The organism is Rhizobium sp. NXC24, assembly GCF_002944315.1.
Taxonomy (GTDB): Bacteria; Pseudomonadota; Alphaproteobacteria; order Rhizobiales; family Rhizobiaceae; genus Rhizobium.
In genome coordinates, this window is record NZ_CP024314.1 from 296,173 (window position 1) to 316,621 (window position 20,449).

Sequence of the window (20,449 nt, forward strand, 5' to 3'; positions counted from 1 at the left end):
CCGGCTACTGATCGACGTGGGGCATTGGTCGCGCGGCAGGAATAGCCGTGCCCATGCCAGACTTGCCAAGGAATGCATCGTTGAAAAAGCCGTTCATGACATTCGCCACCGCGCTCGTTGCGGCGGCGCTTCTGTTTCACAGCAATGCCGTAGCCGAACAGGCCGCCGCACCTGCTCTCACCGTCTCTCTGACAGCGCCGGCAAAACGGGACTGGCCGGAAACCGTTCCCGCGAGCGGCTGGCTGAAGCCGTGGCAGGAAGCGATCATCGCCTCCGAGACGAGCGGCCTGCGCATAACCGACGTCCTGGTCGATGTCGGCTCCGTGGTTACGAAGGGGCAGACGCTGGCCCGGCTTTCGCAGGAGAGTGTGCTAGCAGACCTTCGCAAGCAGGAGGCGGCTGTCGTGACCGCCAAGGCAAATCTGACGAAGGCCAAGGCGAATGCGGATCGGGCGCGGCAGCTCAGTTCGTCCGGGGCTCTCTCCGACGAGAAAATCACTGAATATTTCGCCGACGAGCAGACGGCGACGGCAAGCCTGGCATCCGAGGAAGCCGCGCTCGACAGCGAAAAGATCAAGCTCGGGCAGACGACCATCACCGCCGTCGATGATGGCCTCATAACCTCGCGTTCCGCCAACCTCGGCGCCGTCGTCTCAACCGGCACCGAGCTGTTCCGCATGGTCCGTCAGCAGCGTGTCGAATGGCAGGCCGAAGTATCGGCGCGCTATCTGCCGCGGATTTCCGAAGGCTTGAGCGTTGCGATCAACGGGCCGGATGGGCATGCCATCGAAGGCAAGGTGAGGCTTGTCGGGCCTTCGGTCAGTACCGACACGAGCCGGACAATCGTCTATGTCGCGCTTCCAGCCGATGCCCGTCCGCGCACCGGCCTTTACGTCACGGGCAACATCGAATTGCAGACCACGCCGGCTCTGACCGTGCCCGAAACGGCGATCGTGTTCCGGGACGGCATCAGCTACGTCTTCGCGGCAGGCGAGGACAACCGGGTGCGCAGGGTTCGGGTGGAAACCGGCCGTCGCAACGATGGCGAGGTGGAAATCATCTCCGGCATAGATGCCTCGTCGAAGGTCGTGACCTCGGGCGGTGCCTTTCTGTCGGACAATGACCTCGTGAAGATTGCGGAGAAAAACTGATGAATTTCTCCGCCTTCTCGATCCGCAACCCTGTTCCGGCGATCCTGCTGTTCATCATGCTTGCCGCCGGCGGGCTGCTGGCCTTCAAGCATTTGCCGATTCAGAATTTCCCCGATATGGACCTTCCGACCATCAGCGTCACCGCCACGCTCGATGGTGCTGCGCCGACGCAGCTTGAGACGGAGGTAGCCCGCACCATCGAGGACAGTCTCGCCGCGCTGAGCTATCTCGACCATATCACCACGACGATCACTGACGGCACCGTCTCGATCAAGGTTTCCTTCAAGCTGGAGAAAGACAGCGAAGCGGCCCTCAACGAGGTCCGCAATGCCGTCGACAGCGTCAAGGCTGATCTGCCGTCGCAGATGGAAACGCCGAGCGTCACCAAGGTCACGGTACAGAGTTCCGCATTGGTCACCTATGCTGTCCGCTCAACCGCTCTCAACGAAACCGAACTGTCCTGGTTTGTCGACAATGATCTGACCAAGGCGCTGCTGTCGGTGCCGGGTGTGGGGCAGGTCAACCGCATCGGTGGGATCGACCGCGAGGTTCATGTCGATCTCGATCCATCGACGATGGCGTCGTTCGGGGTCACCGCTGCCACCGTCTCGGCGCAGTTGAAGGCCGTGCAGGCCGACACGTCCGGCGGCCTCGGCGAGATCGGCGGCTCTCGTCAGACATTGCGTACGCTGGGCGCGCTGCCCTCTGTCGAGGCGTTGAAGGGACTCAGGATTCCCCTGGCCAATGGGCAGCAGGTTCGCCTCGACGACGTCGCATCCGTCACCGACAGCTTCGCGGAGCGCTCTTCGATGGCCTATCTCGATGGCAAGCCGGTGATCGCGGTCGAAATCAAGCGTTCGAACGGGTTTTCGGACAGCGGTGTTGCGGCCGGCGTCGACGCTACGATCAAGACGTTCGCAGCCGCCCATGCCAATGCGCAGATCGATGAAGCCTACAGCACGATCGGACCGATTATCGATAATTATGACGGTTCGATGCACATGCTGTATGAGGGGGCGATCCTGGCGATCGTGGTCGTCTGGCTCTTCCTTCGGGACTGGCGCGCAACGATCCTCTCGGCGGTGGCGCTGCCTTTGTCGGTCATCCCGACCTTCCTGGTCATGTACCTGGCGGGCTTCAGCCTCAATATCGTCACCCTGTTGGCACTGTCGCTGGTGGTCGGAATCCTCGTTGACGACGCGATTGTCGAGATCGAAAACATTGCCCGCCACCTTCAAATGGGCAAGCGGCCGCTCGATGCTGCAATGGAGGCTGCCAACGAAATCGGCCTTGCGGTCATCGCGACCACCTTCACGCTGGTCGCCGTCTTCCTGCCGACGGCATTCATGAGTGGCATACCGGGCCTCATATTTCGCCAGTTCGGCATCACAGCCGCTGTTGCCGTCGTTGCCTCGCTTGTCGTTGCCCGTCTGCTCACCCCCATGATGGCGGCCTATTTCATGAAGGCTCATCCGTCGGAGCAGAAGGATGGCCGCATCATGCGCGTCTATATGGCTGTCGCGAAGGCTGCTCTCAATCACAGGAAGACCACGGTCGCCGTGACTGCCGTCGTCGTTGCGCTTTCACTTGCCACCATTCCCTTGCTGAAGTCCGGCTTCCTGCCTGCTTCCGACGATGCGCGCGCCCAGATCACGCTCACCATGCAGCCAGGCGCCACCATCGAGCAGACGGATGCGATGACCAGAAAAGCCGCCGACATCGTCGGCAAGCTGCGTGATGTCACGCATGTCTTCTCCTCGGTCGGTTCGACATCCTCCGGCGGCGGCCCGGACACCAGCAGCACGAGCGATGTTGGCTCCGCAACGATCGTCGTCGTGCTGACGCCCATCGATGAGCGCGACCGCAAGCAGTCGGAAATCGAAAACGATATCCGACAGGCGCTCTCCGTCCTCCCCGGAGTGCGTGTGGCGGTCGGTAGCGGCGGCAACGGCACCAAGCTCGATATCACCCTTGCCAGCGACGACGCCAATGCGCTCGACAGCGCAAGCACGGCGTTGGAGGAGCAACTGCGCACGCTGCAGGGCATCGGCGCGGTCACATCGACAGCGGCCAGGCAGGCGCCGGAAATTCAGATCACGCCCGATTTTGCCCGCGCCGCAGCGCTCGGCGTGACGTCGAATGCGATCGCCAGCGCCGTGCGCGTGGCGACGAACGGAGAATATTCTTCCGATCTGCCGAAGCTCAACCTGCCGCAGCGGCAAATCCCGATCGTCGTCCGCTTCTCGCCTGAGACGCGCACCAATCTCGATGGCATCAAGAACATGCGCGTCGCCGGCACCAACGGCAATGTCGATCTCGGATCGATTGCCGATATCCGCATCGGCGGCAGTCCTTCAGAGATCGACCGCATTGACCGCATGCGCAATGTCACCGTTTCCGTCGAACTCAACGGCCGCATCTTGGGCGACGTCAACCGTGAGGCGAAGGCGCTGCCGGCGCTCCAGCACCTGCCGCCGGGCGTCACGCTGGTGGAACAGGGCGAACTTCAGCGCAGCTCCGAGCTGTTCCAGAGCTTTGCCCTCGCAATGGCGATCGGCGTGTTCTGCATCTACGCCGTGCTGGTCCTGCTGTTCCACGATTTCCTGCAGCCGTTGACACTTCTGATGGCCCTGCCGCTCTCGCTCGGCGGTGCGCTGGTGCCACTTGTGGTAACCGGCACCAGTTTCTCGATGCCCGCCGTCATCGGCCTTCTCATGCTCATGGGCGTGGTGACGAAGAACTCCATTCTGCTCATCGAATACGCGATCATGTCGCGTCGCCAAGGCATGTCCCGATTCGATGCGCTCGTCGATGCCTGCCACAAGCGGGCGCGGCCGATCGTCATGACCACCATTGCCATGGCCTCGGGCATGCTGCCGGCTGCGCTCAGCCTGATGGGCGGAGATTCAAGTTTCCGGCAGCCAATGGCGATTGTGGTGATTGGCGGGGTGATGATGTCGACACTGCTCAGCCTCATCGTCATCCCGGTCATCTTCACCTTCGTCGACGATCTGGAAAACGTCCTCAAACGGCTCCTGCGTTGGCTCGGGCTGAGTCATGAAAGTGCCGACGACGCGGCGCCACATGCTGCATCTAATGACCGGGAGGCGCTCGCCTTTAAACCCGATCAGAAGCAGGCACGCGGCCACAGATGATCTCCTCTCGGCAGGCCTTGCTCCGATGCATCTGCACCAAACAGAAGCAATGCTTGCCGATGCTTATCGCAACCTCTTCGGTCGCGTTCCTCCCCCGGGAACGAGGCCGCGGGACGTGTACCCCCCGCAGGCGGCGTCATGCCGCCTGCCGTCCTGCTCTCCAAAGGTCATAGGCCGATGAACCTCCGGTCGTTCGCGTTTTCCCGCAACAGCCCGATGCGGGCGCTTCTTATCGTACTCCCGCTTCTGCTCGCCCTCTCCGGGTGCGTGCAGACCTTAGACAGGGCTCTCGATGCGAAGGAGGCGGACAAGGGCGCCATTGCTGGCTACGGCGAAATCCGGGCCTATCTCGATGACCGGTTCGATGAAGTCCCGGGCGATCTCCATGACTGGGCGCCGGTGACGGCGCACAAAAAAGCCGCCGCGTTGATGATTTCGGGCGGCGGTGCGGGTGGCGCGTTCAGCGTCGGCGTGCTTTCGGCATGGAGCGCCGCCGGGAACCGTCCGCAGTTCGACATCGTAACGGGCGTCAGCACCGGCGCCTTGATCGCTCCTTACGCATTTCTCGGATCGGCCTATGACGATACCCTGGTGGACCTCTACACCAGCGGCGTTGCGCAAGAGTTGGTCCGGACCAAGGGCTTCGTCGGACTGTTCGGGTCGAGCCTGCTGCGAGCCGGACCATTGAGAGGAATGATCGAACGCTACATCACGCCCGCGATTCTGCAGCAGGTTGCCGCTGAGCATCGCAAGGGTCGCCGCCTCTTTGTACTGACCACCAATCTCGACAGCCAGCGCGCCGTCGTATGGAACATGGGCGCGATCGCCAATAGCGGGCGCCCCGACGCCCTGAAGCTGTTTCAGGATGTATTGACGGCATCGGCGAGCATTCCCGGCGTTTACCCGGCGGTCATGATCAAGGCCGAGTCGGGCGGGCGGCAATTCGAGGAGATGCATTCGGACGGCGGCTCGGCGTCGCAAGTCCTCATGATGCCGCAAGCTTTTCTGACGAGTTCCAATCGCCTCCTGCCCGTCAAAGGGAAGGGCATCGATTTCTACGTGATCGTCAACAATGCGCTCATGCCTGAATTCGCCATCACGCCTGACAGAACGCTTCCTGTGATCGTAAGGGCCTATTCGATCTTCATCAAATCGCAGACGCAGAGCGCGTTGACGGCTCTCTATAACTATTCGCGGCTGACCGGCGCCGGTTTCCATCTCGCCTCGATTGACGCGCCGGTTCAATATTCGATGTTCGATCCGTTCAACACCAACTATATGCGGGCGGTTTATAGCCTCGGATACGCCGAATTCACCGCGGGGACTCTGTGGAAGGACAAACCCGTGTTTCGCTAGGGGGCGCTCGCCTAGAAACTACGCGAGGGCGGCGCTGCCGCTCTCGAATATGGACTGATCGTCGAGGATGTTCGCGGCAAGCATAGCCCCCTCAAGGGTGGCGAGAACCTGCACGGCGGCGTCTTTGGTGAGGCCATCCTTCATCAGCTTCTCGATTCCGAGGACAAAGAATCTTTTCACTTCCTCCCTGACCTCGTCCGCCAGATCGTATGACGTCACCGCCAAGGCACCGCAGAGGCACATTCTGCCGTCGCGGTGCAAGGCTGCACGGAAAACCTGCCGCCAAGCTTGGACGACGTCCGTGCCCTGAGCCAACTCATTCTCCACCGCTTCCAGAAAGCGATCCGTGTAGCGGCGAGCGACCGCTGCAGCCAGCTTCTCCTTAGCCGGGAAATGGTAGTGCACGGAGGAAGCCTTCACGCCGACGTCGGCGGCGACATCGCGGAAGCTGAAACCACTATACCCTGCACTGCGAATCCTTTCTTCGGCCGCGTCCAGGATTGCACTTGCTGTATCGTTCATTACGCACGTCCTCTCTATCTAGTGTTAGATAGGGCTTGCGCATGGGAGACGCAACAACTATATGCCCCATATCTATCTAACGTTAGATAGGCAAATTGGAGATAGGCAATGAGATTTAAAGATAAAGTCGTCGCCATTACCGGCGGTGGGTCCGGCATCGGCAAGGAAGCGGCAGCTCGTTTTATCGGGGAAGGCGCGAGAGTGGCCCTCAACGGGCGCGATCTCGGTAAGCTTGAAGCCGCGGCGCGAGAAATCGATCCAAGCGGCACTAAAGTCGTCGTCTCCGCAGGCGACATCGCCTTGCCCGAAACCGGAGCGGCACTCGTTGACGCCGCCGTTTCGCGTTTCGGCAGGCTCGACGTCCTCGTCAACAATGCCGGCGTCTTCAACCCGACGCCGTTCCTCGAGCTGACGGAAGCGGACTACGACTGGTATCTGGATACTATCCTCAAGGGTAAGTTCTTTACCGCCCAAGCCGCCGCCAAGGCGATGAAGGACAAGGGCGGCGCTATCGTGCAGACCGGTTCCATGTGGGCCATCCAAGCGATCGGGGCGACCCCGTCGGCCGCCTATTCCGCCGCTAACGCCGGCGTGCACGCCATGGTCCGCAACCTTGCTATCGAGCTTGCCCCCTACAACATCCGCATCAACGCCGTCGCGCCGGCCGTCGTCGAGACGCCTGTTTACAACACTTTCCTGTCGGACGATCAGGTCAAGCAGGTTCTGCCTACGTTCAATTCGTTCCATCCGCTCGGCCGCAATGGTCAGCCGCGCGATGTTGCCGAGGCTATCCTGTTCCTCGCTTCCGAGCAGGCGTCGTGGATCACCGGGACGGTCCTTCCCGTCGATGGCGGCGTCACCGCCGGCCGCCAGTGAGGAGCCGAAATGAGCAATATGCAGGATTGGAATGCCTACCGTGACGCCTTGATCGGCCGTGTCGGCGAGTTCGCCAAGCTGAGCCCGGACGTCTTAACCGGTTTGCATGTGATCGAAGGCAGCGGCAACAAGACTGCTATACTGGAGCCGAAGATGCACGAGATCATCGCTCTGGCAGTTGCGGTCACGACGCGCTGCGATGGGTGCATCGCCGTTCACGCGAAGAAGGCGGTCGAACTCGGGGCTTCAAAGGGCGAGATCGCCGAAGCGCTGGGAGTGGCCATCGCGCTCAACGCAGGCGCTGCGCTCACCTATACGGCCCGCGTGTTCGACGCGATCGAGGCGTTGCCTGGAAAATGAGCGCGAGCCGAGCGCAAGGCGCTGCAGTGCGCTCGGCTCTTCCTTGGAAATCTCCGGCCGGTAAAAAGACACTGCCGATGGTACCGCGCGGAACCGAAACATTATTCAGCGTCTGCGGATGCCTGACTGCGATCGATATGCAGGATGATCTTCTCCGGACGCTCGCCATCCTTTTGCAAGAGAATGATCACAGTGCATTTTTCGTCGCCTTGGCGAAACGATAGCAGCCGACCCCTTGTCTTCGACAGGACGTCTTCCACCACGTCGGTGCAATCGTTCAAGCGATTCGGTGCAGGATTTGGCCGCAGCGCTTGTGCATGCGCCGAGATGGCCAGAACCGAAACCACCGCCAAAGCGCTCCAAAACGAATTCATGCCATCCCGGCAGCTTATCGGAGATAAGCTGCGAAACGGGCTGGATTGATCCATTCGTAATCTCGACAGCATAATTCCCGCTTCTGCTCTGCTCAGCATCTTGGCAGAGCGTCAACACGGTTGAGTGTCAGCGTCCACTCGTCCGGGCCTCCGTTGTCGTGGACATAAACAGATCGGCCATCGTTTTCGGCGATTTTGAGCAGCATCACCACCCAATCTGAAGGCGCCTCTCCGGGAAGCCTCTGTTTTTCCAGCCACCGAATGAGATATCCTAAGTCGCCAAAGCCCTTTTTGGGTTCAATGCGTGGCCGATAGAGTGCCCAGAGATAAACGGTCACATAGATCCTCTTTGCAGTGTGCCGTTGCTGACGAGTGATTGCAAATATCCGCCAAAGATTCCGCAGCCTCGATTATCCGAGATTCAGGAACCGAAAGCGGAATCAGGCTTCCTTCTGGATTGGCCTGGCGGGATCCAGATCTTGGATATGCCCTGCAGATCCGCTCAACACGACATCTCCCCCCTTGTTGATCAGCTTGCCGTGGATCGTTCCGCGAATGATCACGAACGCACCCTTCTCAACAATGAGATCGTGCCCGATGCTTCCATGGAGTTCGAACCGTCGGCCGGCGGGAACCGTTACCGTGCCGGCGATAGACCCAAAGAACCGTACGTCGCGATCCAATACGATTGATCCATCGATATTGACATTGAGATCGTCCAAGCGATGCCCCTTTCAGTCACGAAGTTTTGGGATAAGGTTCGCGAGCGCTGCGTGTGGTGGCACGCGGCGCATATGGACCTAGCCTAAGCGCTCAGTGTGGCGCGCCCGCGAACGTCCTCCCAATGCGGACGTCATGAAAATATATCATGCCATGATATAAATAAAGGAAAAATGTGCATGCCCTCGGGAAAGCGGTCCAGTCGGTCAAACAAAAACGAACTTGAGACCCAGCCCCTGGATCCGGGCATCTACGAAGGCCTTGCGGGCGTCAGGCTCGCCATGCGGCTATTTCTTTCTTTCAGCGAAGCCGCGGTTTCCGAGGCGGGAGTGACATCCCAGCAATATCAGGCGCTGTTGGTGATCAAGGTCGCGCCTGGAAGTCAGATTATGGTGCGCGAACTTGCCGATCAAATGCTCCTGCAGCATCACGGTGCGGTGCAGCTCGTGGACAGGCTCGCGACGGCAGGGTTCGCCGTCCGCATTCCCTCGGAAGAAGACAAGCGAAGCGTGCTGATCGGCCTCACTCCCAAAGGAGAAGAGTTGGTCGAGCGCTTGGCAAGAACCCATCTGAAAGGAATGCTGGCAAATGAACGGCTGCTCGTCGAATCCCTCAAGAGACTACGGCGTCTCTCGAGATTGGGCTAATTGCGGCCTGGTAATAACAACAGCTATCGAAAGCAGGATTGCAATGGCTTCAATACTGGCTCCCGACGAACTGGGTCCTACCGTGTGCGTAGGAGAAATCCTTGTGGAGATCGTGGCCACGACGGTCGGCGATGGGTTCCGCGATGCGCAGCCCCTAATCGGACCGTTCGCCAGCGGCGCGCCGGCAATCTTCATATCGCAGTGCGGGCGCCTCGGAGGTCGCGCGGCCATGGTCGGCGCCGTGGGCGACGACGATTTCGGGCGGGTGAATACCGATCGGCTCAAGCGCGACGGCGTCGATGTCTCGGCCATATCGATCGATCCCGAATACCCTACGGGCAGCGCCTTCGTCCGTTACCGCAAGGACGGATCGCGAGATTTCGTTTACAACATCGCAAAATCCGCCGCCGCGCGCTTCGGATGGACCCGGCACGTCAGCGATCTCATCAATCGCAGCGGACATCTGCACGTCATGGGTTCCGCACTCTCCATGCCAAGCGCCCGAGACGTCATCGACAAGGCGGTCGACGTCATCAAGTCCCGCGGCGGCACGCTTTCGGTCGATCCGAACATCCGGAAAGAGCTGAGGCTCGACGAAGACACCGAGCGTCGATTTGCGAAGCTCGTTGCGGCTGCGGATCTGCTTCTGCCTTCCGGCGAGGAACTGGAACGGGCGGCCGGTGTGGAAGGCGAAGACAATGCGGTCCGGCGTCTGCTCGAACTTGGTGTGAAGGAAATCGTACTCAAGCGCGGAGCTGCCGGCGCGACCTATTTCAACGGGCAAGGAGAGCGCATCGATATACCGGCTTTCGCCGTCGAAGAGATCGATCCTACGGGTGCTGGAGATTGTTTCGGTGGCGCTTATCTCACCTGCCGCCGGCTCGGCATGCCGGCGCAAGACGCTCTCACTTATGCTGCGGCGGCTGGCGCGCGAAACGTGACCGTGCGCGGCCCGATGGAAGGAGCCGGCACTCGTGAAGAACTCGATGCATTCATCTCCGCAACGGAAAGGCGTTCCCTGATGCAGATCCATCTTAGCGAACTGGCCGCACTCAGGATTGCAGGCCGTCCGAGGGGGATCACATCCGTATGTTCCGCCCATCCCGTCGTGTTGCGTGCGGCACTTCGCCATGGACGCCAGCATGCCAGTACCGTCTTGATCGAGGCCACGTGCAATCAGGTCAATCACCGCGGCGGCTATACCGGAATGACGCCCAAGGACTTTGCCGCGCTTGTTGAGAAGCTCGCAAAAGAAGAGGGTTGCCCCGGTCATCTCGTGGTGCTCGGTGGTGACCATCTCGGTCCGAACCCGTGGCGAGACCGTCCAGCCGAAGAGGCTATGGCCGAAGCGGAGAAAATGGTCGCCGCATATGTTGAGGCCGGATTTCGCAAGATTCACCTTGATGCGTCGATGGGCTGCTTGGGCGAACCCCAGGCGCTTGACGACGAAACCACGGCGCATCGCGCGGCGCGTCTTGCGGCGGTCGCCGAAGCCTCGGCGAGGCGCAACGGCGGCGCGATGCCCGTCTATATCCTCGGCACCGAAGTTCCGCCGCCCGGCGGTGCGGATCATGCCCTTACCGCCATCGAACCGACCGCGGCGTCTGCCGCCAGGCAGACGATCGATGTGCATCGTCAAGTCTTTGAAAAGGCGGGTCTGCAGGAAGCATTTGCACGCGCCATCGGCTTGGTCGTCCAGCCGGGTGTCGAGTTCGGGAACCACAATGTAATACTTTATGATCGCAGCAAGATCGAAACCCTCCAACAGGTTCTGACCGACGAGCCGCAATTCGTGTTCGAAGCGCATTCGACCGACTACCAGGGTACGCGGTCGCTCGGTGCGCTGGTAGAGGATGGCTTTCCTATTCTGAAGGTTGGTCCTGAACTGACATTTGTATTGCGCGAAGCCCTTTACGGACTGGATTTGATCGCCTCCGATCTCGTGCCGGGCTACGGTGAGCGCCCGCTCCATGCGGCGATGGAAGCCTTGATGTCAGCGCACCCGGACAATTGGAACCGTCATTACCACGGAACGGAAGGGGAGAAGCGATGGCTGAGGCACTACTCGCTTTCCGACCGGATCCGATATTACTGGACGTCGCCGGACGCCCAGTCTGCAGTCGAACGGCTTTACGACGCGCTGCGGGGGCGGCTCGTACCTGTGCCGCTGTTCTGGCAGCACATGCCGGCCGCTCAGCAATTTGCCGAAGCGCCACTCGATCCGGAAGAGGTTTTGATTTGGCGGGTGACGAGAAGCCTCGCGGACTATCACGCGGCCTGCGGCGCCGGCTGAGAATAGCGCGGCAGGCAACGTGCGGAGGACACGGGACCGTTCGACCCGGCAAAGCTAGCATCGCGATCGATACGCCCAATTCGCGAATGGGCGATGTTATGCTATCGTTACCTGCGCCTTCCACGAATTCTTGTTGTTTAAACTTCGACGTGCCTTGGATCGCAAGCCACCCGCCAAAATGCATTGGCCATGCGGCAGACGCGACGCGGCGGGCGGCAAAGCATCTCTGGATAGTCGACGTGAATAGCGCCGGAAAAGACAAATCATTTGAGGGAGATTGACATGAAAAAATATCTGCTTGCCGCTTCCGTGATTGCTCTTATGGCGCCGCCGGCCCTTGCCGAAGAGTGCGCGCCGATCACCAAACCTCAGGTGGAGCAGTTGTTTGATCGCTGGAACGCCTCGCTGGCCACGTTGGACCCAGAAAAGGTGGTCGAAAACTACGCGCCCGACGCCGTCCTCCTGCCGACCCTGTCGAATAAGCCGCGGCTGACGCAGCAGGAGCGCAAGGAATACTTCGTGGACTTCCTGAAGAAGCATCCGCAAGGGAAAATCAACAGCCGCACGATCAAAATCGGCTGCAACGACGCGCTCGATACCGGCATCTACACCTTCACCTTGAAGGGCGGGACCAAGGTCCCGGCGCGCTATACGTTCACCTACGAATTCAAGAACGGGAAGTGGCTGATCTCGTCGCATCACTCCTCGGCTATGCCAGAGAAGCACGCGGGTTAAAACGGCCAGAGACGGGAGCACCGGGCTATTGCGGGTGCTCCCGCAAGCGATACCCTCAAGTGATCGATACGATCTCCAGTTCATGGTCGCCGACCATGACTGCGTCGCCGACAGATTTTCCCATCAGGGACCGGGCGACCGGTGAAACATAAGAGATCGTCCCTTGTTTGGGCTCGGCTTCGTCTTCCCCGACGATGCGATAGGTCTGCACGCGCCCGTCATCGCGGCTGAAGGTGACAGTGCTGCCGAAAGCGACGGTCTCATTGGATGTTGGGGCCGCTATCACCTCAGCAGTGCGAACCCGCTCGTTGAAATACCGCAGATCGCGAAGGGGTACTGCCGTTTGGCGCCGCCGCTCGTTTACATCCTCGACAGCGCTTGCGGCTTCGTATTGTTCGCGGGCCTCCTGCAGCGCGGCGTTGAGCGCCCTCAATCCTGCTTCGGTGACGAGGTTTTGATAGGGCGAGATAGCGCGGTCGGGAAGCTGCGTCTCCGCCGCCGTTTCCGCACTTTCCTCTTTTGTAAACGCAACAGCCAAAACAAACTCCGCAAGGCAAACGATCCTATAACAGGATGATATAGTCGGCCGATTATGAAAGCCAAGACGCGAGCGCGCAGGCGTGGCGAGAAGTTATTTAGCGCGACCTAAGGCGTGGATGTTGCCATGACCGACTGGCATAGTCGGCTGCCTCATCGGTGGGCGACAAATTCCCTATTTCTCCAGCTTCTGGAAAAACTTTCTCCATCAGACCGACGGTCGCAAAACAGATAGCCTATTAAATCCATCGATTATACCGCAATACTTAACATACGGCTTTTGGCCCGGCTAAAACTCAAAATGCGGAGAGGAACTCATGACGAGACAGATCAAGCTTGGTGCATTTCTTCCCGGCGGCGGCCAGCATATCGCGTCCTGGCGCCATCCGGACCAGCCGGTCGACGGGGCGGTCAATCTCAAGTTCCACATCGAACTCGCGCAGGCAGCCGAACGCGGCCTCTTTGATGCCTATTTCCTGGCAGACGGCCTTGCGATTGCCTTCGGCGCCGGCATTGAGGGCGGAAATGCGCGGGTAGTCGGTTTCGAGCCGGTCACGCTGTTTTCGGCGCTGGCGCCGTTTACGAAGAACATCGGCTTTATCGCCACCTCATCCACGACCTATGAGGAGCCTTACTCCGTTGCGCGCAAGTTCGCCTCGCTCGATTTGATCTCCGCTGGCCGTGCCGGCTGGAACGTTGTCACCACCGCCACGGAAGCCGCCGCAAAAAATTTCAGTCTCGACCGGCAGCCGCCCCATGCGGCCCGCTACAAGCGGGCGGCCGAACATGTCGAGGTCGTCAAGAAGCTTTGGGAAAGCTTTGACGACGATGCCTTCATTCGCGATAGCGCAAGCGGCGTTTATTTTGACATCAACAAGGTGCACCGCACCGATCACCGCGGCGAGCATTTCAAGGTCGAGGGCCCATTGAATGTCCCGCGGTCACCCCAAGGACATCCCGTCATCGTGCAGGCTGGCCAGTCGGAAGACGGGCGAGGACTGGCAGCGGCCAGCGCGGAAGTTATCTTCACGGCACACCACAAGCTTGAGACCGCTCAGGACTTCTATCGCGATATCAAGACGCGTGCGCGCAGCTTTGGTCGCGACCCCTCGCATGTGCTCGTCATGCCGGGCGTCTCACCCTTTATCGGCCGCACGGAGGCAGAGGCGCGCGAAAAATACGAGCAGCTCACAAGCCTGATCATCGAAGAGGATGGGCTGGCGTTGATTAATGCGCTGAGCGGCGGCGAGCTGGATCTTCGGGGCGTCGATCTCGACGGCCCGCTGCCTCCGGCGCCGCCGACAGAGGGCATGAAAAGCCGCCAGGAACTGATCCGCCGCATTGCGGACGAGAACAATTTCTCCATCCGGCAGCTTTACCAGTGGATCGCTTCCGCGCGTGGCCACTTCACCATCGTCGGCTCTGCGGTCCAGGTCGCGGATACTCTGCAGGAATGGTTCGAAAACGAAGGCGCGGATGGCTTCAACATCCTGCCGCCGTGGCTGCCCACCGGTCTCAATGATTTCGTGGAACTCGTCATTCCCGAGCTGCAGCGCCGCGGTCTGTTCCGCACTGCGTATGAAGGCAAGACCCTCCGCGAAAATCTGGGCCTGCCTTTCCCGCAGAGCCGTTGGGCCACCGCCTATACGGAAGCTGCCGAATAACCGAGACAGGATAGGGGAAAAGCTCATGGCGCTTGAAACTGAACAACAGGCTATTTTTGCGAGCTATCGCGCACCATATTTCTCGCAGAGCAGGCTGGTACGGGAAGCAGGGGCGCTGTTGCGCGGTTTCATCTCGCGCTATAGCCTGATCATCGCTTTTGTTGCTCTCTGGCAAATTTCGCCCTCGCTCGGCTGGAGCAACCCCGCGGTCTTGCCGCCGCCGGATGCGATCCTGCGAGCGCTCTGGGACGGGGTCAGCGGCGGCCCGCTGCTGGGCGACATCGCCATCAGCCTCCAGCGCGCCGGTATTGCATTTGGCGCAGCAGTCGGCGTCGGCATCCCGCTCGGGCTGTTCATGGGGCAGGTCCGAACTATCGAGCGCAGCCTTGATCCGATCCTGCAACTGTTTCGACAGACCTCCGCACTGGCGCTCTATCCCGTGTTCATCCTGTTGCTCGGCCTTGGCGAAGCGTCAAAAATCTTTGTGATCTTTTGGGCGACGCTGTTCCCAACACTTCTCGCCACGATTGGGGGAGTCAAGCAAGTAGACCCAAAGCTGGTGGAAATGTCGCGTGTCTACGGTGCCAAGCCGCTTACCGTGTTTCGCCGCGTCGTCCTGCCGGCTTCCCTGCCGCAGATCTTTGTTGGGTTGCGGCTGAGTGCCACCACCTCGCTTTTGCTGCTCATCGCCGCGGAAATGATCGGCGCCAATTCCGGTGTCGGATTTCAGGTGATGAATGCCCAGTACAATTTCCAGATCCCGTTGATGTTCGCGGCGATTCTATTGCTCGCACTTCTCGGACTGTCGGCGAATTTCATCCTCGAGGCATTGCAGGCTCGGCTCTGCCGTTGGTCCAATCCTCGAGACTGAAGCCTGAAACGCGCCACCATTTTCCATCTCATCCGATCTATGGAGTTCACATGCAGATTTCGCGTCGTTCTTTCGGTATCGCCGCAGTCGCAGCCGGCATGCTTCTGGCCGTCCCGGCAAGTGCTACCTTCGCTGCCGAGACAGATCAGGTCACCATCCGCTACCTCGCAAGCCAGGGCGGTCTTGCCGCTCATGAACTTGCCGATGCGCTCGGTTATTTCAAGGACACCGGCGTGACGGTAAAGGATGTCGGTTATGCCCAGGGCGGTCCGGCCTCCCTCTTCGCGCTGGCGTCGGGCAACGTTGAGGTCGGCGGTGCTGCGACCGCCGCGGTGCTGAACTCGATCGCCGGCGGCAACGATTTCGTCGCAGCCTATCCCTCGAATGGCATCGACAAGGTAACCGAGAGCATCTTCTATTCGCTTGACGGCAGCCCGATCAAATCGATCAAGGATCTGGCCGGCAAGACGATCGCCGTCAATACGCTTGGCGCCCATCTCGATTATACCGTGCGCGAAGCGCTGCATTCTGTCGGCCTGCCGGAAAATGCGGCGAAGCTCGTCGTCGTTCCGGGTCCTCAGCTCGAACAGGTTCTGCGCTCCAAGCAGGTCGATGTGACGGCTTTCGGCTACTGGCAGAAGACCTATGAAGGCGTGGCACTGAAAAACGGTGGTCTTCAGAAGATCTTTGGCGACACGGACGTGCTCGGTGAAATCGCCGGCGGCTTTACGGTGCTGCGCCGCGATTGGATCAAGCAACACCCGCAAGCGGCCAAGATCTTCGTTGAGAAGTCGCAGGCCGCGCTCGAATACGCGCGTCTTCACCCTGAAGAGACCAAGGCAGTAATCGCCAAGGTCTTGGCCTCGCGCGGCGAGAATGCGGATATTGCGCAATATTTCACAGGTTATGGCGTGCGCGAAGGCGGCAAGGCCGTGCCGCGCGACCTGCAATTCTGGATCGACATTCTCGCTCGCGGCGGCGTTCTGAAGCCTGGCCAGCTCAAGGCGGAAGACATTCTCTACGATCCGGCGAACTTCGCCGTCGCCGGCAACTGAGGAGCGGGCCGATGGCTGTCGCTGAACCAACCTTGCGCGGAGAGGTGACGATCAAGAACCTCTCCAAATCCTACTCGATCAACGGCCGCCATCTTAATGTGCTGCAGGGGGTCAGCAACCACATTCGCGCCGGCGAAAGCCTGGCGATCGTGGGCGCTTCGGGTTCGGGCAAGACGACTCTGCTCAGGGTTCTCGCCGGGCTCGAGAATGCGGATAGAGGCGATGTGCTGATCGATGGCCAGCCCGTTCACGGCGTCGGCACAGATCGCGCCGTCATTTTTCAGGAGCCAAGGCTTCTGCCTTGGCTCACAGTGCTCGACAACGTCGCTTTCCCGCTCGAAAATCAAGGTCTCAGGAAGGCCGAGGCGCGTGCGCGTGCGCGCCACTATGTCCAGCTCGTCGGCCTCGGCGAATTCGCCGACGCCTTGCCGTCGCAGCTTTCGGGTGGCATGGCTCAGCGTGTCGGCATCGCCCGGGCGTTGGCCGTAAAGCCTGAAATCCTGCTGCTCGACGAGCCTTTCGGCGCGCTCGACGCCATGACCAAGATCACCATGCAGGAAGAGCTCGCTCGCATCTGGCGGGAGGAGAAAGTGACGATGATCCTCGTCACGCACGATCTTGAGGAGGCGGTCTATCTCGCCGACCGGGTCCTCATCCTCTCCAAGGAAAAGGGTGGCCGCACCCGCGAGATCGAGATCGACCTTCCGCGGCCGCGCAACCGCAGCGAGGCGCGCTTCGTCAGGTTTCGCGAACAACTGTTGAACGCCTTTGGGCTGCACTGAAGTTTGGCTAAGTAGCCTTTGAGAAAGAGAATGATATGGCCCAGCGTGACGGTCAGTTGAGCCCCGGCGCGTTCCTTTTATACACCGGCCAGTCTATCTCTCATCCTGAGAAGCTTTGTCGCCTCGGTCATCGCGGCGCCTTTTTCCGGGATCTATACGCTACGCCTTGAACGGCTTTACACCTGTCATATCCGCCAGCTTGTCCATGAGCCTGTCCTGATACGCCGGGTCCGTGACCCCTGCGGCGGGCTGGCGTCGTTGGCGATGGTACCAATAGGCGCCGCTGATCTTGGCGGCTTCATCGTCGCTTGTCGCGAGCCAGGTCTGTGTCTGATGGCCCATCTGAAGATCATCGGGCGCTCCGACCCCGCCCATCTTCGTCGGTACCCAGCCGGGGTCTACCGCATTGCTGAGGACCTCCGGCCAGTGGCGTGCAACGGCGGCTGCGAGCGTGGCGACATGTAGCTTGCTTTCCGAATAGGCCTGGCTTGCATTCCATGAGCGTTGTTTCCAGTCGATATCATCGATGGACCCGCCGCCGCTCTGGTGCATGCCGCTGCTGAGGTAGACCAAGCGATCGGGTCGTTCGATCAGGGCCGTGAGTAGGTAAGGCGCGAGCGTATTGACCGCCAAGATTTTCGCATGGCCTTCGGCCGTCTCTCCGCGGCTTCTCTCGAGGTAGATGCCGGCATTGTGGATGATAGCGTTCATACGCCCGATCTCGTTGACATGATCCGCAATGGACCGCGTCTCCGCATCGCTGCTGAGATCGCCGATGACGACTGCCAAAGCCCTGGATTTCAAGTGGGCGACAGCCGAAGCTCTGTCGCGTGACCGTGCATGCAATACGACTTCATGGCCGTCATCCATGAGGGCACGCGCGGCCGCCAAGCCGAGACCATCGGTGGATCCTGTAACGAAAACACGGCTCATGGTAATCACCTTTCATCGCTGCTTGCCCTTGATCGCCCGAACGGCGATCCAGTAAGCGATTAAAATACTTAAATGACATGCGTCGGTTCGGCACCGCAAAGTGCAGTTCCGGGTAATGCCCGGACGAGCACTATGACCTGACTTCCCTCTGCCGGCGCCCGGTGGAGGGATTTTTTGTGGTTGCGGCGCAAATGCCTAACCTTCGGCAGTCTTGAAGGGGTTCTCGGCGGTCCATTCGGTACCCAGCGGTTCGCCGCAATTGTCCCAACCACCGGCCTCGTCCATGACCTGCCATCGGCCCCTCTTGCCGCGCTTGGCCTCATCGCTGTTCGGCTTATAAGGTAAAAAGCGATATGGTTGGATTATGCGCCGGTAGATGACGGTTCCGTCCTCCGGCATTTCATCGGTTCGCCAGTCCACCATGTCTTCCCTCCCGCTCCATTTCCCGCCGTTTTTGGGCGGCGGCGATTATGCCATCGATGCTCACAGCAAGACCAGCGAGTTTTGCCTCAGCGTCATAGCGATAGAGCAGGGATGTCGCCTTCAATGATGTAGGTCGATCGGCGTCTTGTGGAAGACGTCGTCCGAGGGTGGAATGGCCTGGCGCTCGATCATGCGATGCACATGCGGCGGGTCATTGCCGCCGTGGAGAGCCCGCAGCCGATCGGTATTTTCCGCATCCGCCTGCGTGCGCCGCTGGTTGTGGCGGATATATTCCACCCAGGTCGGTGTGTGGTAGGTTTCCGTCCAGATGCCGGGTTTTTCCAGATCGCGCATCAGTGCCCAGTTTCTGGCGCCGTCGCGGATACGAATCCGCCGCCGTTCGGCCATCAATGTCAGAAATTCCGGCAGGTCGTCGTCGCTGATCTGATAATCGACAAGGATGACGATCGGGCCGCTGCGCGGTTTGATGTCCAGGCCAAGGGAAGGTTCGATGAAGCGATTCAACGGATCAAGATTTAGCGAGGCAAAGGCCGGCATGGAGAAACGCAGACCGATGGCAATGCCGACCAGCATGACCGCGGCCGAGCCGTAAAGCGCATTCGAGACACCATATCGATCGGCTGCAATACCCCAGAGCCAACTGCCGCCGGCAATGCCGCCAAACGTCACTGTCTGATAAAGCGACAGGGCGCGGCCGACGACCCAGCGCGGTGTTGATAGTTGGACGATCGTATTGAACAGCGAAAGTGCCAGCACCCAGCAGGCCCCCGAAACGAGCAGACCGGTGCAGGTAAGGATTACGAAGGGACTCGACGCCGTCAGCGCCATACTGCCCGCAAATCCGGCGAAGGCGTAGCGGATGATCGTCTCACTGCTCAGCGCCTCGCGAAGCCGGGCATTGAGCGCGCCACCGCCGATCGCTCCGATGCCGAAGGAGCCAAGCATGAAGCCGTAGGTGAGCGGTCCGCCGGAAACCAGATCGATCGCGACGATCGGCAGAAGGGCGAGCACCGAGCTTGCTCCGACACCGAAGATGAAGCCGCGGACAAGCACTTTTTCGAGATTCGGCGACATCGAGATGTAACGGAGCCCCGCAAAGATCGCGCTGCCCAGATTTTCGCGCGGCAGCGTCGATGTGGGGAGGGCGGGCTTCCAGCGCATCAGCGCGTAGATGAGCGGAAAATAGCTGACGGCATTGACGGCAAAGGCGGCGGCAGCGCCGGCAGCCGCAACGATGATGCCACCGATCGCTGGGCCGACGCTTCGGGTCATGTTGAAGCCCATGCTGTTCAGCGTCACGGCATTCGGCAGATCCTCACGGGGCACCATGTCTCCGACCGACGCCTGCCAGGACGGATTGTTGAGCGCCGTTCCGCAACCGATCAGGAAGGTAAAGAGCAGAAGCAGCCAGGGGGTGATCCAGCCAAGCAGGGCACATAAAGTCAGGATTACGGAAACGGTCAGCATCAGGCACTGCGCCGTCAGCATCACGCGGCGGCGGTCGAAATTGTCGGCAAGGGCGCCGGAAACCAGCGAAAACAGCATGATCGGCAACGCGGTCGAGGTTTGGACCAGCGCCACCATGTCTTCCGATGAAGTGATGGTCGTCATCATCCAGGCGGCGCCGACGGCTTGGACCAGCCCGCCGAAATTCGACGCAAGGCTCGCGAACCAGATCCTGCGATAGGTCTCGTGCTTAAGCGGCGCAAGCGTTGACGAATTCGATGACAAGGTTCCTCCAGCCCGTCTGATTCCCCCATCGCTTCAGTATATGACGAAGCTATGCGGTGACTAGGCAGGATTAGCGGGCAATGACGCCTTCGGTTGTAGTCTCGTTTTCGGGCTATGGCATTGAGCAATTTCTGATTGCTATCCGCAATTCGGCGTGGGTGGCTAAGCCCGTCATCGCCGACGATTTCGTGAGATCCCCTGAAAATCAAGGGGAAGTTAATCCGAAATTATCTATCTGGTGCG

At 60.1% G+C, this 20,449-nt stretch carries 20 protein-coding genes and 1 pseudogene; 13 read left to right on the forward strand and 8 right to left on the reverse strand.

The annotated features are described in order from the left end of the window. Positions 1 to 53 precede the first annotated feature (53 nt). From NXC24_RS25350 to NXC24_RS25360, 3 genes are all read left to right on the forward strand, one after another. The gene (locus NXC24_RS25350) at positions 54 to 1,151 is read left to right on the forward strand and encodes an efflux RND transporter periplasmic adaptor subunit (RefSeq protein WP_199773639.1); all 1,098 of its coding nucleotides are present in this window, start codon (positions 54 to 56) and stop codon (positions 1,149 to 1,151) included. Then, a complete protein-coding gene (locus NXC24_RS25355; protein ID WP_104826185.1) occupies positions 1,151 to 4,306 on the forward strand; it encodes an efflux RND transporter permease subunit in 3,156 nt (1,051 codons plus the stop codon). The genes NXC24_RS25350 and NXC24_RS25355 overlap by 1 nt, the downstream gene beginning before the upstream one ends. A 216-nt stretch (positions 4,307 to 4,522) precedes the next feature. Next, entirely contained in the window at positions 4,523 to 5,662 is a 1,140-nt protein-coding gene (locus tag NXC24_RS25360) for a patatin-like phospholipase family protein (RefSeq protein WP_104827831.1), read from the forward strand. Positions 5,663 to 5,680: 18 nt separating this feature from the next. On the opposite strand, the gene NXC24_RS25365 is transcribed toward NXC24_RS25360, so the two are convergent. Next, the gene (locus tag NXC24_RS25365; protein ID WP_104826186.1) at positions 5,681 to 6,184 is read right to left on the reverse strand and encodes a TetR/AcrR family transcriptional regulator; all 504 of its coding nucleotides are present in this window, start codon (positions 6,182 to 6,184) and stop codon (positions 5,681 to 5,683) included. A 108-nt stretch (positions 6,185 to 6,292) separates the two neighbouring features. On the opposite strand from NXC24_RS25365, the gene NXC24_RS25370 reads away from it, so the two are divergent. Both NXC24_RS25370 and NXC24_RS25375 read left to right on the forward strand, forming a co-directional pair. After that, positions 6,293 to 7,060 (forward strand): SDR family NAD(P)-dependent oxidoreductase, encoded by a 768-nt coding sequence (locus NXC24_RS25370; protein ID WP_104826187.1) that lies wholly within the window; start codon positions 6,293 to 6,295, stop codon positions 7,058 to 7,060. Positions 7,061 to 7,078: 18 nt separating this feature from the next. After that, positions 7,079 to 7,420, forward strand: a complete 342-nt coding sequence (locus NXC24_RS25375; RefSeq protein ID WP_104827832.1) for a carboxymuconolactone decarboxylase family protein — start codon at positions 7,079 to 7,081, stop codon at positions 7,418 to 7,420. Between the two features lie 101 nt (positions 7,421 to 7,521). Here NXC24_RS25375 and NXC24_RS25380 read toward each other — a convergent pair whose 3' ends face one another. From NXC24_RS25380 to NXC24_RS25385, 3 genes are all read right to left on the reverse strand, one after another. Further along, positions 7,522 to 7,794 carry a hypothetical protein gene (locus NXC24_RS25380; protein ID WP_104826188.1) on the reverse strand — a complete coding sequence of 91 codons (273 nt, stop codon included), beginning with the start codon at positions 7,792 to 7,794 and terminating at the stop codon, positions 7,522 to 7,524. Between the two features lie 92 nt (positions 7,795 to 7,886). Continuing rightward, on the reverse strand, positions 7,887 to 8,132 hold the full coding sequence (locus tag NXC24_RS35250; RefSeq protein WP_158704552.1) for a hypothetical protein: 246 nt from the start codon (positions 8,130 to 8,132) through the stop codon (positions 7,887 to 7,889). Between the two features lie 102 nt (positions 8,133 to 8,234). After that, positions 8,235 to 8,516 (reverse strand): hypothetical protein, encoded by a 282-nt coding sequence (locus NXC24_RS25385; RefSeq protein ID WP_104826189.1) that lies wholly within the window; start codon positions 8,514 to 8,516, stop codon positions 8,235 to 8,237. A gap of 177 nt (positions 8,517 to 8,693) precedes the next feature. Between NXC24_RS25385 and NXC24_RS25390 the strand changes: the two genes are divergently transcribed. The 4 genes and pseudogenes from NXC24_RS25390 to NXC24_RS25400 all read left to right on the forward strand — a co-directional run bounded on the left by NXC24_RS25390 (position 8,694) and on the right by NXC24_RS25400 (position 12,189). Continuing rightward, positions 8,694 to 9,161 (forward strand): MarR family transcriptional regulator, encoded by a 468-nt coding sequence (locus tag NXC24_RS25390; RefSeq protein WP_104826190.1) that lies wholly within the window; start codon positions 8,694 to 8,696, stop codon positions 9,159 to 9,161. A 43-nt stretch (positions 9,162 to 9,204) separates the two neighbouring features. Next, positions 9,205 to 10,176: pseudogene (locus tag NXC24_RS35560) on the forward strand (sugar kinase); the annotation flags it as partial. Positions 10,177 to 10,182: 6 nt separating this feature from the next. Beyond that, complete coding sequence (locus tag NXC24_RS35565) at positions 10,183 to 11,454, forward strand: D-tagatose-bisphosphate aldolase, class II, non-catalytic subunit (protein WP_199773654.1); 1,272 nt, start codon at positions 10,183 to 10,185, stop codon at positions 11,452 to 11,454. A gap of 282 nt (positions 11,455 to 11,736) precedes the next feature. Then, on the forward strand, positions 11,737 to 12,189 hold the full coding sequence (locus NXC24_RS25400; protein WP_104826192.1) for an SgcJ/EcaC family oxidoreductase: 453 nt from the start codon (positions 11,737 to 11,739) through the stop codon (positions 12,187 to 12,189). A 55-nt stretch (positions 12,190 to 12,244) separates the two neighbouring features. On the opposite strand, the gene greA is transcribed toward NXC24_RS25400, so the two are convergent. After that, a complete protein-coding gene (gene greA, locus NXC24_RS25405; RefSeq protein ID WP_104826193.1) occupies positions 12,245 to 12,727 on the reverse strand; it encodes a transcription elongation factor GreA in 483 nt (160 codons plus the stop codon). A gap of 316 nt (positions 12,728 to 13,043) precedes the next feature. Here greA and NXC24_RS25410 point away from each other — a divergent pair, with 316 nt between their 5' ends. From NXC24_RS25410 to NXC24_RS25425, 4 genes are all read left to right on the forward strand, one after another. Beyond that, entirely contained in the window at positions 13,044 to 14,390 is a 1,347-nt protein-coding gene (locus tag NXC24_RS25410; RefSeq protein ID WP_104826194.1) for an LLM class flavin-dependent oxidoreductase, read from the forward strand. Positions 14,391 to 14,415: 25 nt separating this feature from the next. Further along, positions 14,416 to 15,261 carry an ABC transporter permease gene (locus NXC24_RS25415; RefSeq protein WP_104826195.1) on the forward strand — a complete coding sequence of 282 codons (846 nt, stop codon included), beginning with the start codon at positions 14,416 to 14,418 and terminating at the stop codon, positions 15,259 to 15,261. Positions 15,262 to 15,359: 98 nt separating this feature from the next. Beyond that, positions 15,360 to 16,316 (forward strand): ABC transporter substrate-binding protein, encoded by a 957-nt coding sequence (locus NXC24_RS25420; RefSeq protein ID WP_245464219.1) that lies wholly within the window; start codon positions 15,360 to 15,362, stop codon positions 16,314 to 16,316. An 11-nt stretch (positions 16,317 to 16,327) separates the two neighbouring features. Continuing rightward, positions 16,328 to 17,098 (forward strand): ABC transporter ATP-binding protein, encoded by a 771-nt coding sequence (locus NXC24_RS25425; protein WP_104826197.1) that lies wholly within the window; start codon positions 16,328 to 16,330, stop codon positions 17,096 to 17,098. A gap of 159 nt (positions 17,099 to 17,257) precedes the next feature. On the opposite strand, the gene NXC24_RS25430 is transcribed toward NXC24_RS25425, so the two are convergent. The 3 genes from NXC24_RS25430 to NXC24_RS25440 all read right to left on the reverse strand — a co-directional run bounded on the left by NXC24_RS25430 (position 17,258) and on the right by NXC24_RS25440 (position 20,206). Beyond that, on the reverse strand, positions 17,258 to 18,031 hold the full coding sequence (locus NXC24_RS25430) for an SDR family NAD(P)-dependent oxidoreductase (protein ID WP_104826198.1): 774 nt from the start codon (positions 18,029 to 18,031) through the stop codon (positions 17,258 to 17,260). Positions 18,032 to 18,226: 195 nt separating this feature from the next. Next, on the reverse strand, positions 18,227 to 18,454 hold the full coding sequence (locus NXC24_RS25435; protein WP_104826199.1) for a hypothetical protein: 228 nt from the start codon (positions 18,452 to 18,454) through the stop codon (positions 18,227 to 18,229). Between the two features lie 120 nt (positions 18,455 to 18,574). Further along, complete coding sequence (locus NXC24_RS25440) at positions 18,575 to 20,206, reverse strand: MFS transporter (protein WP_104826200.1); 1,632 nt, start codon at positions 20,204 to 20,206, stop codon at positions 18,575 to 18,577. Positions 20,207 to 20,449 lie beyond the last annotated feature (243 nt).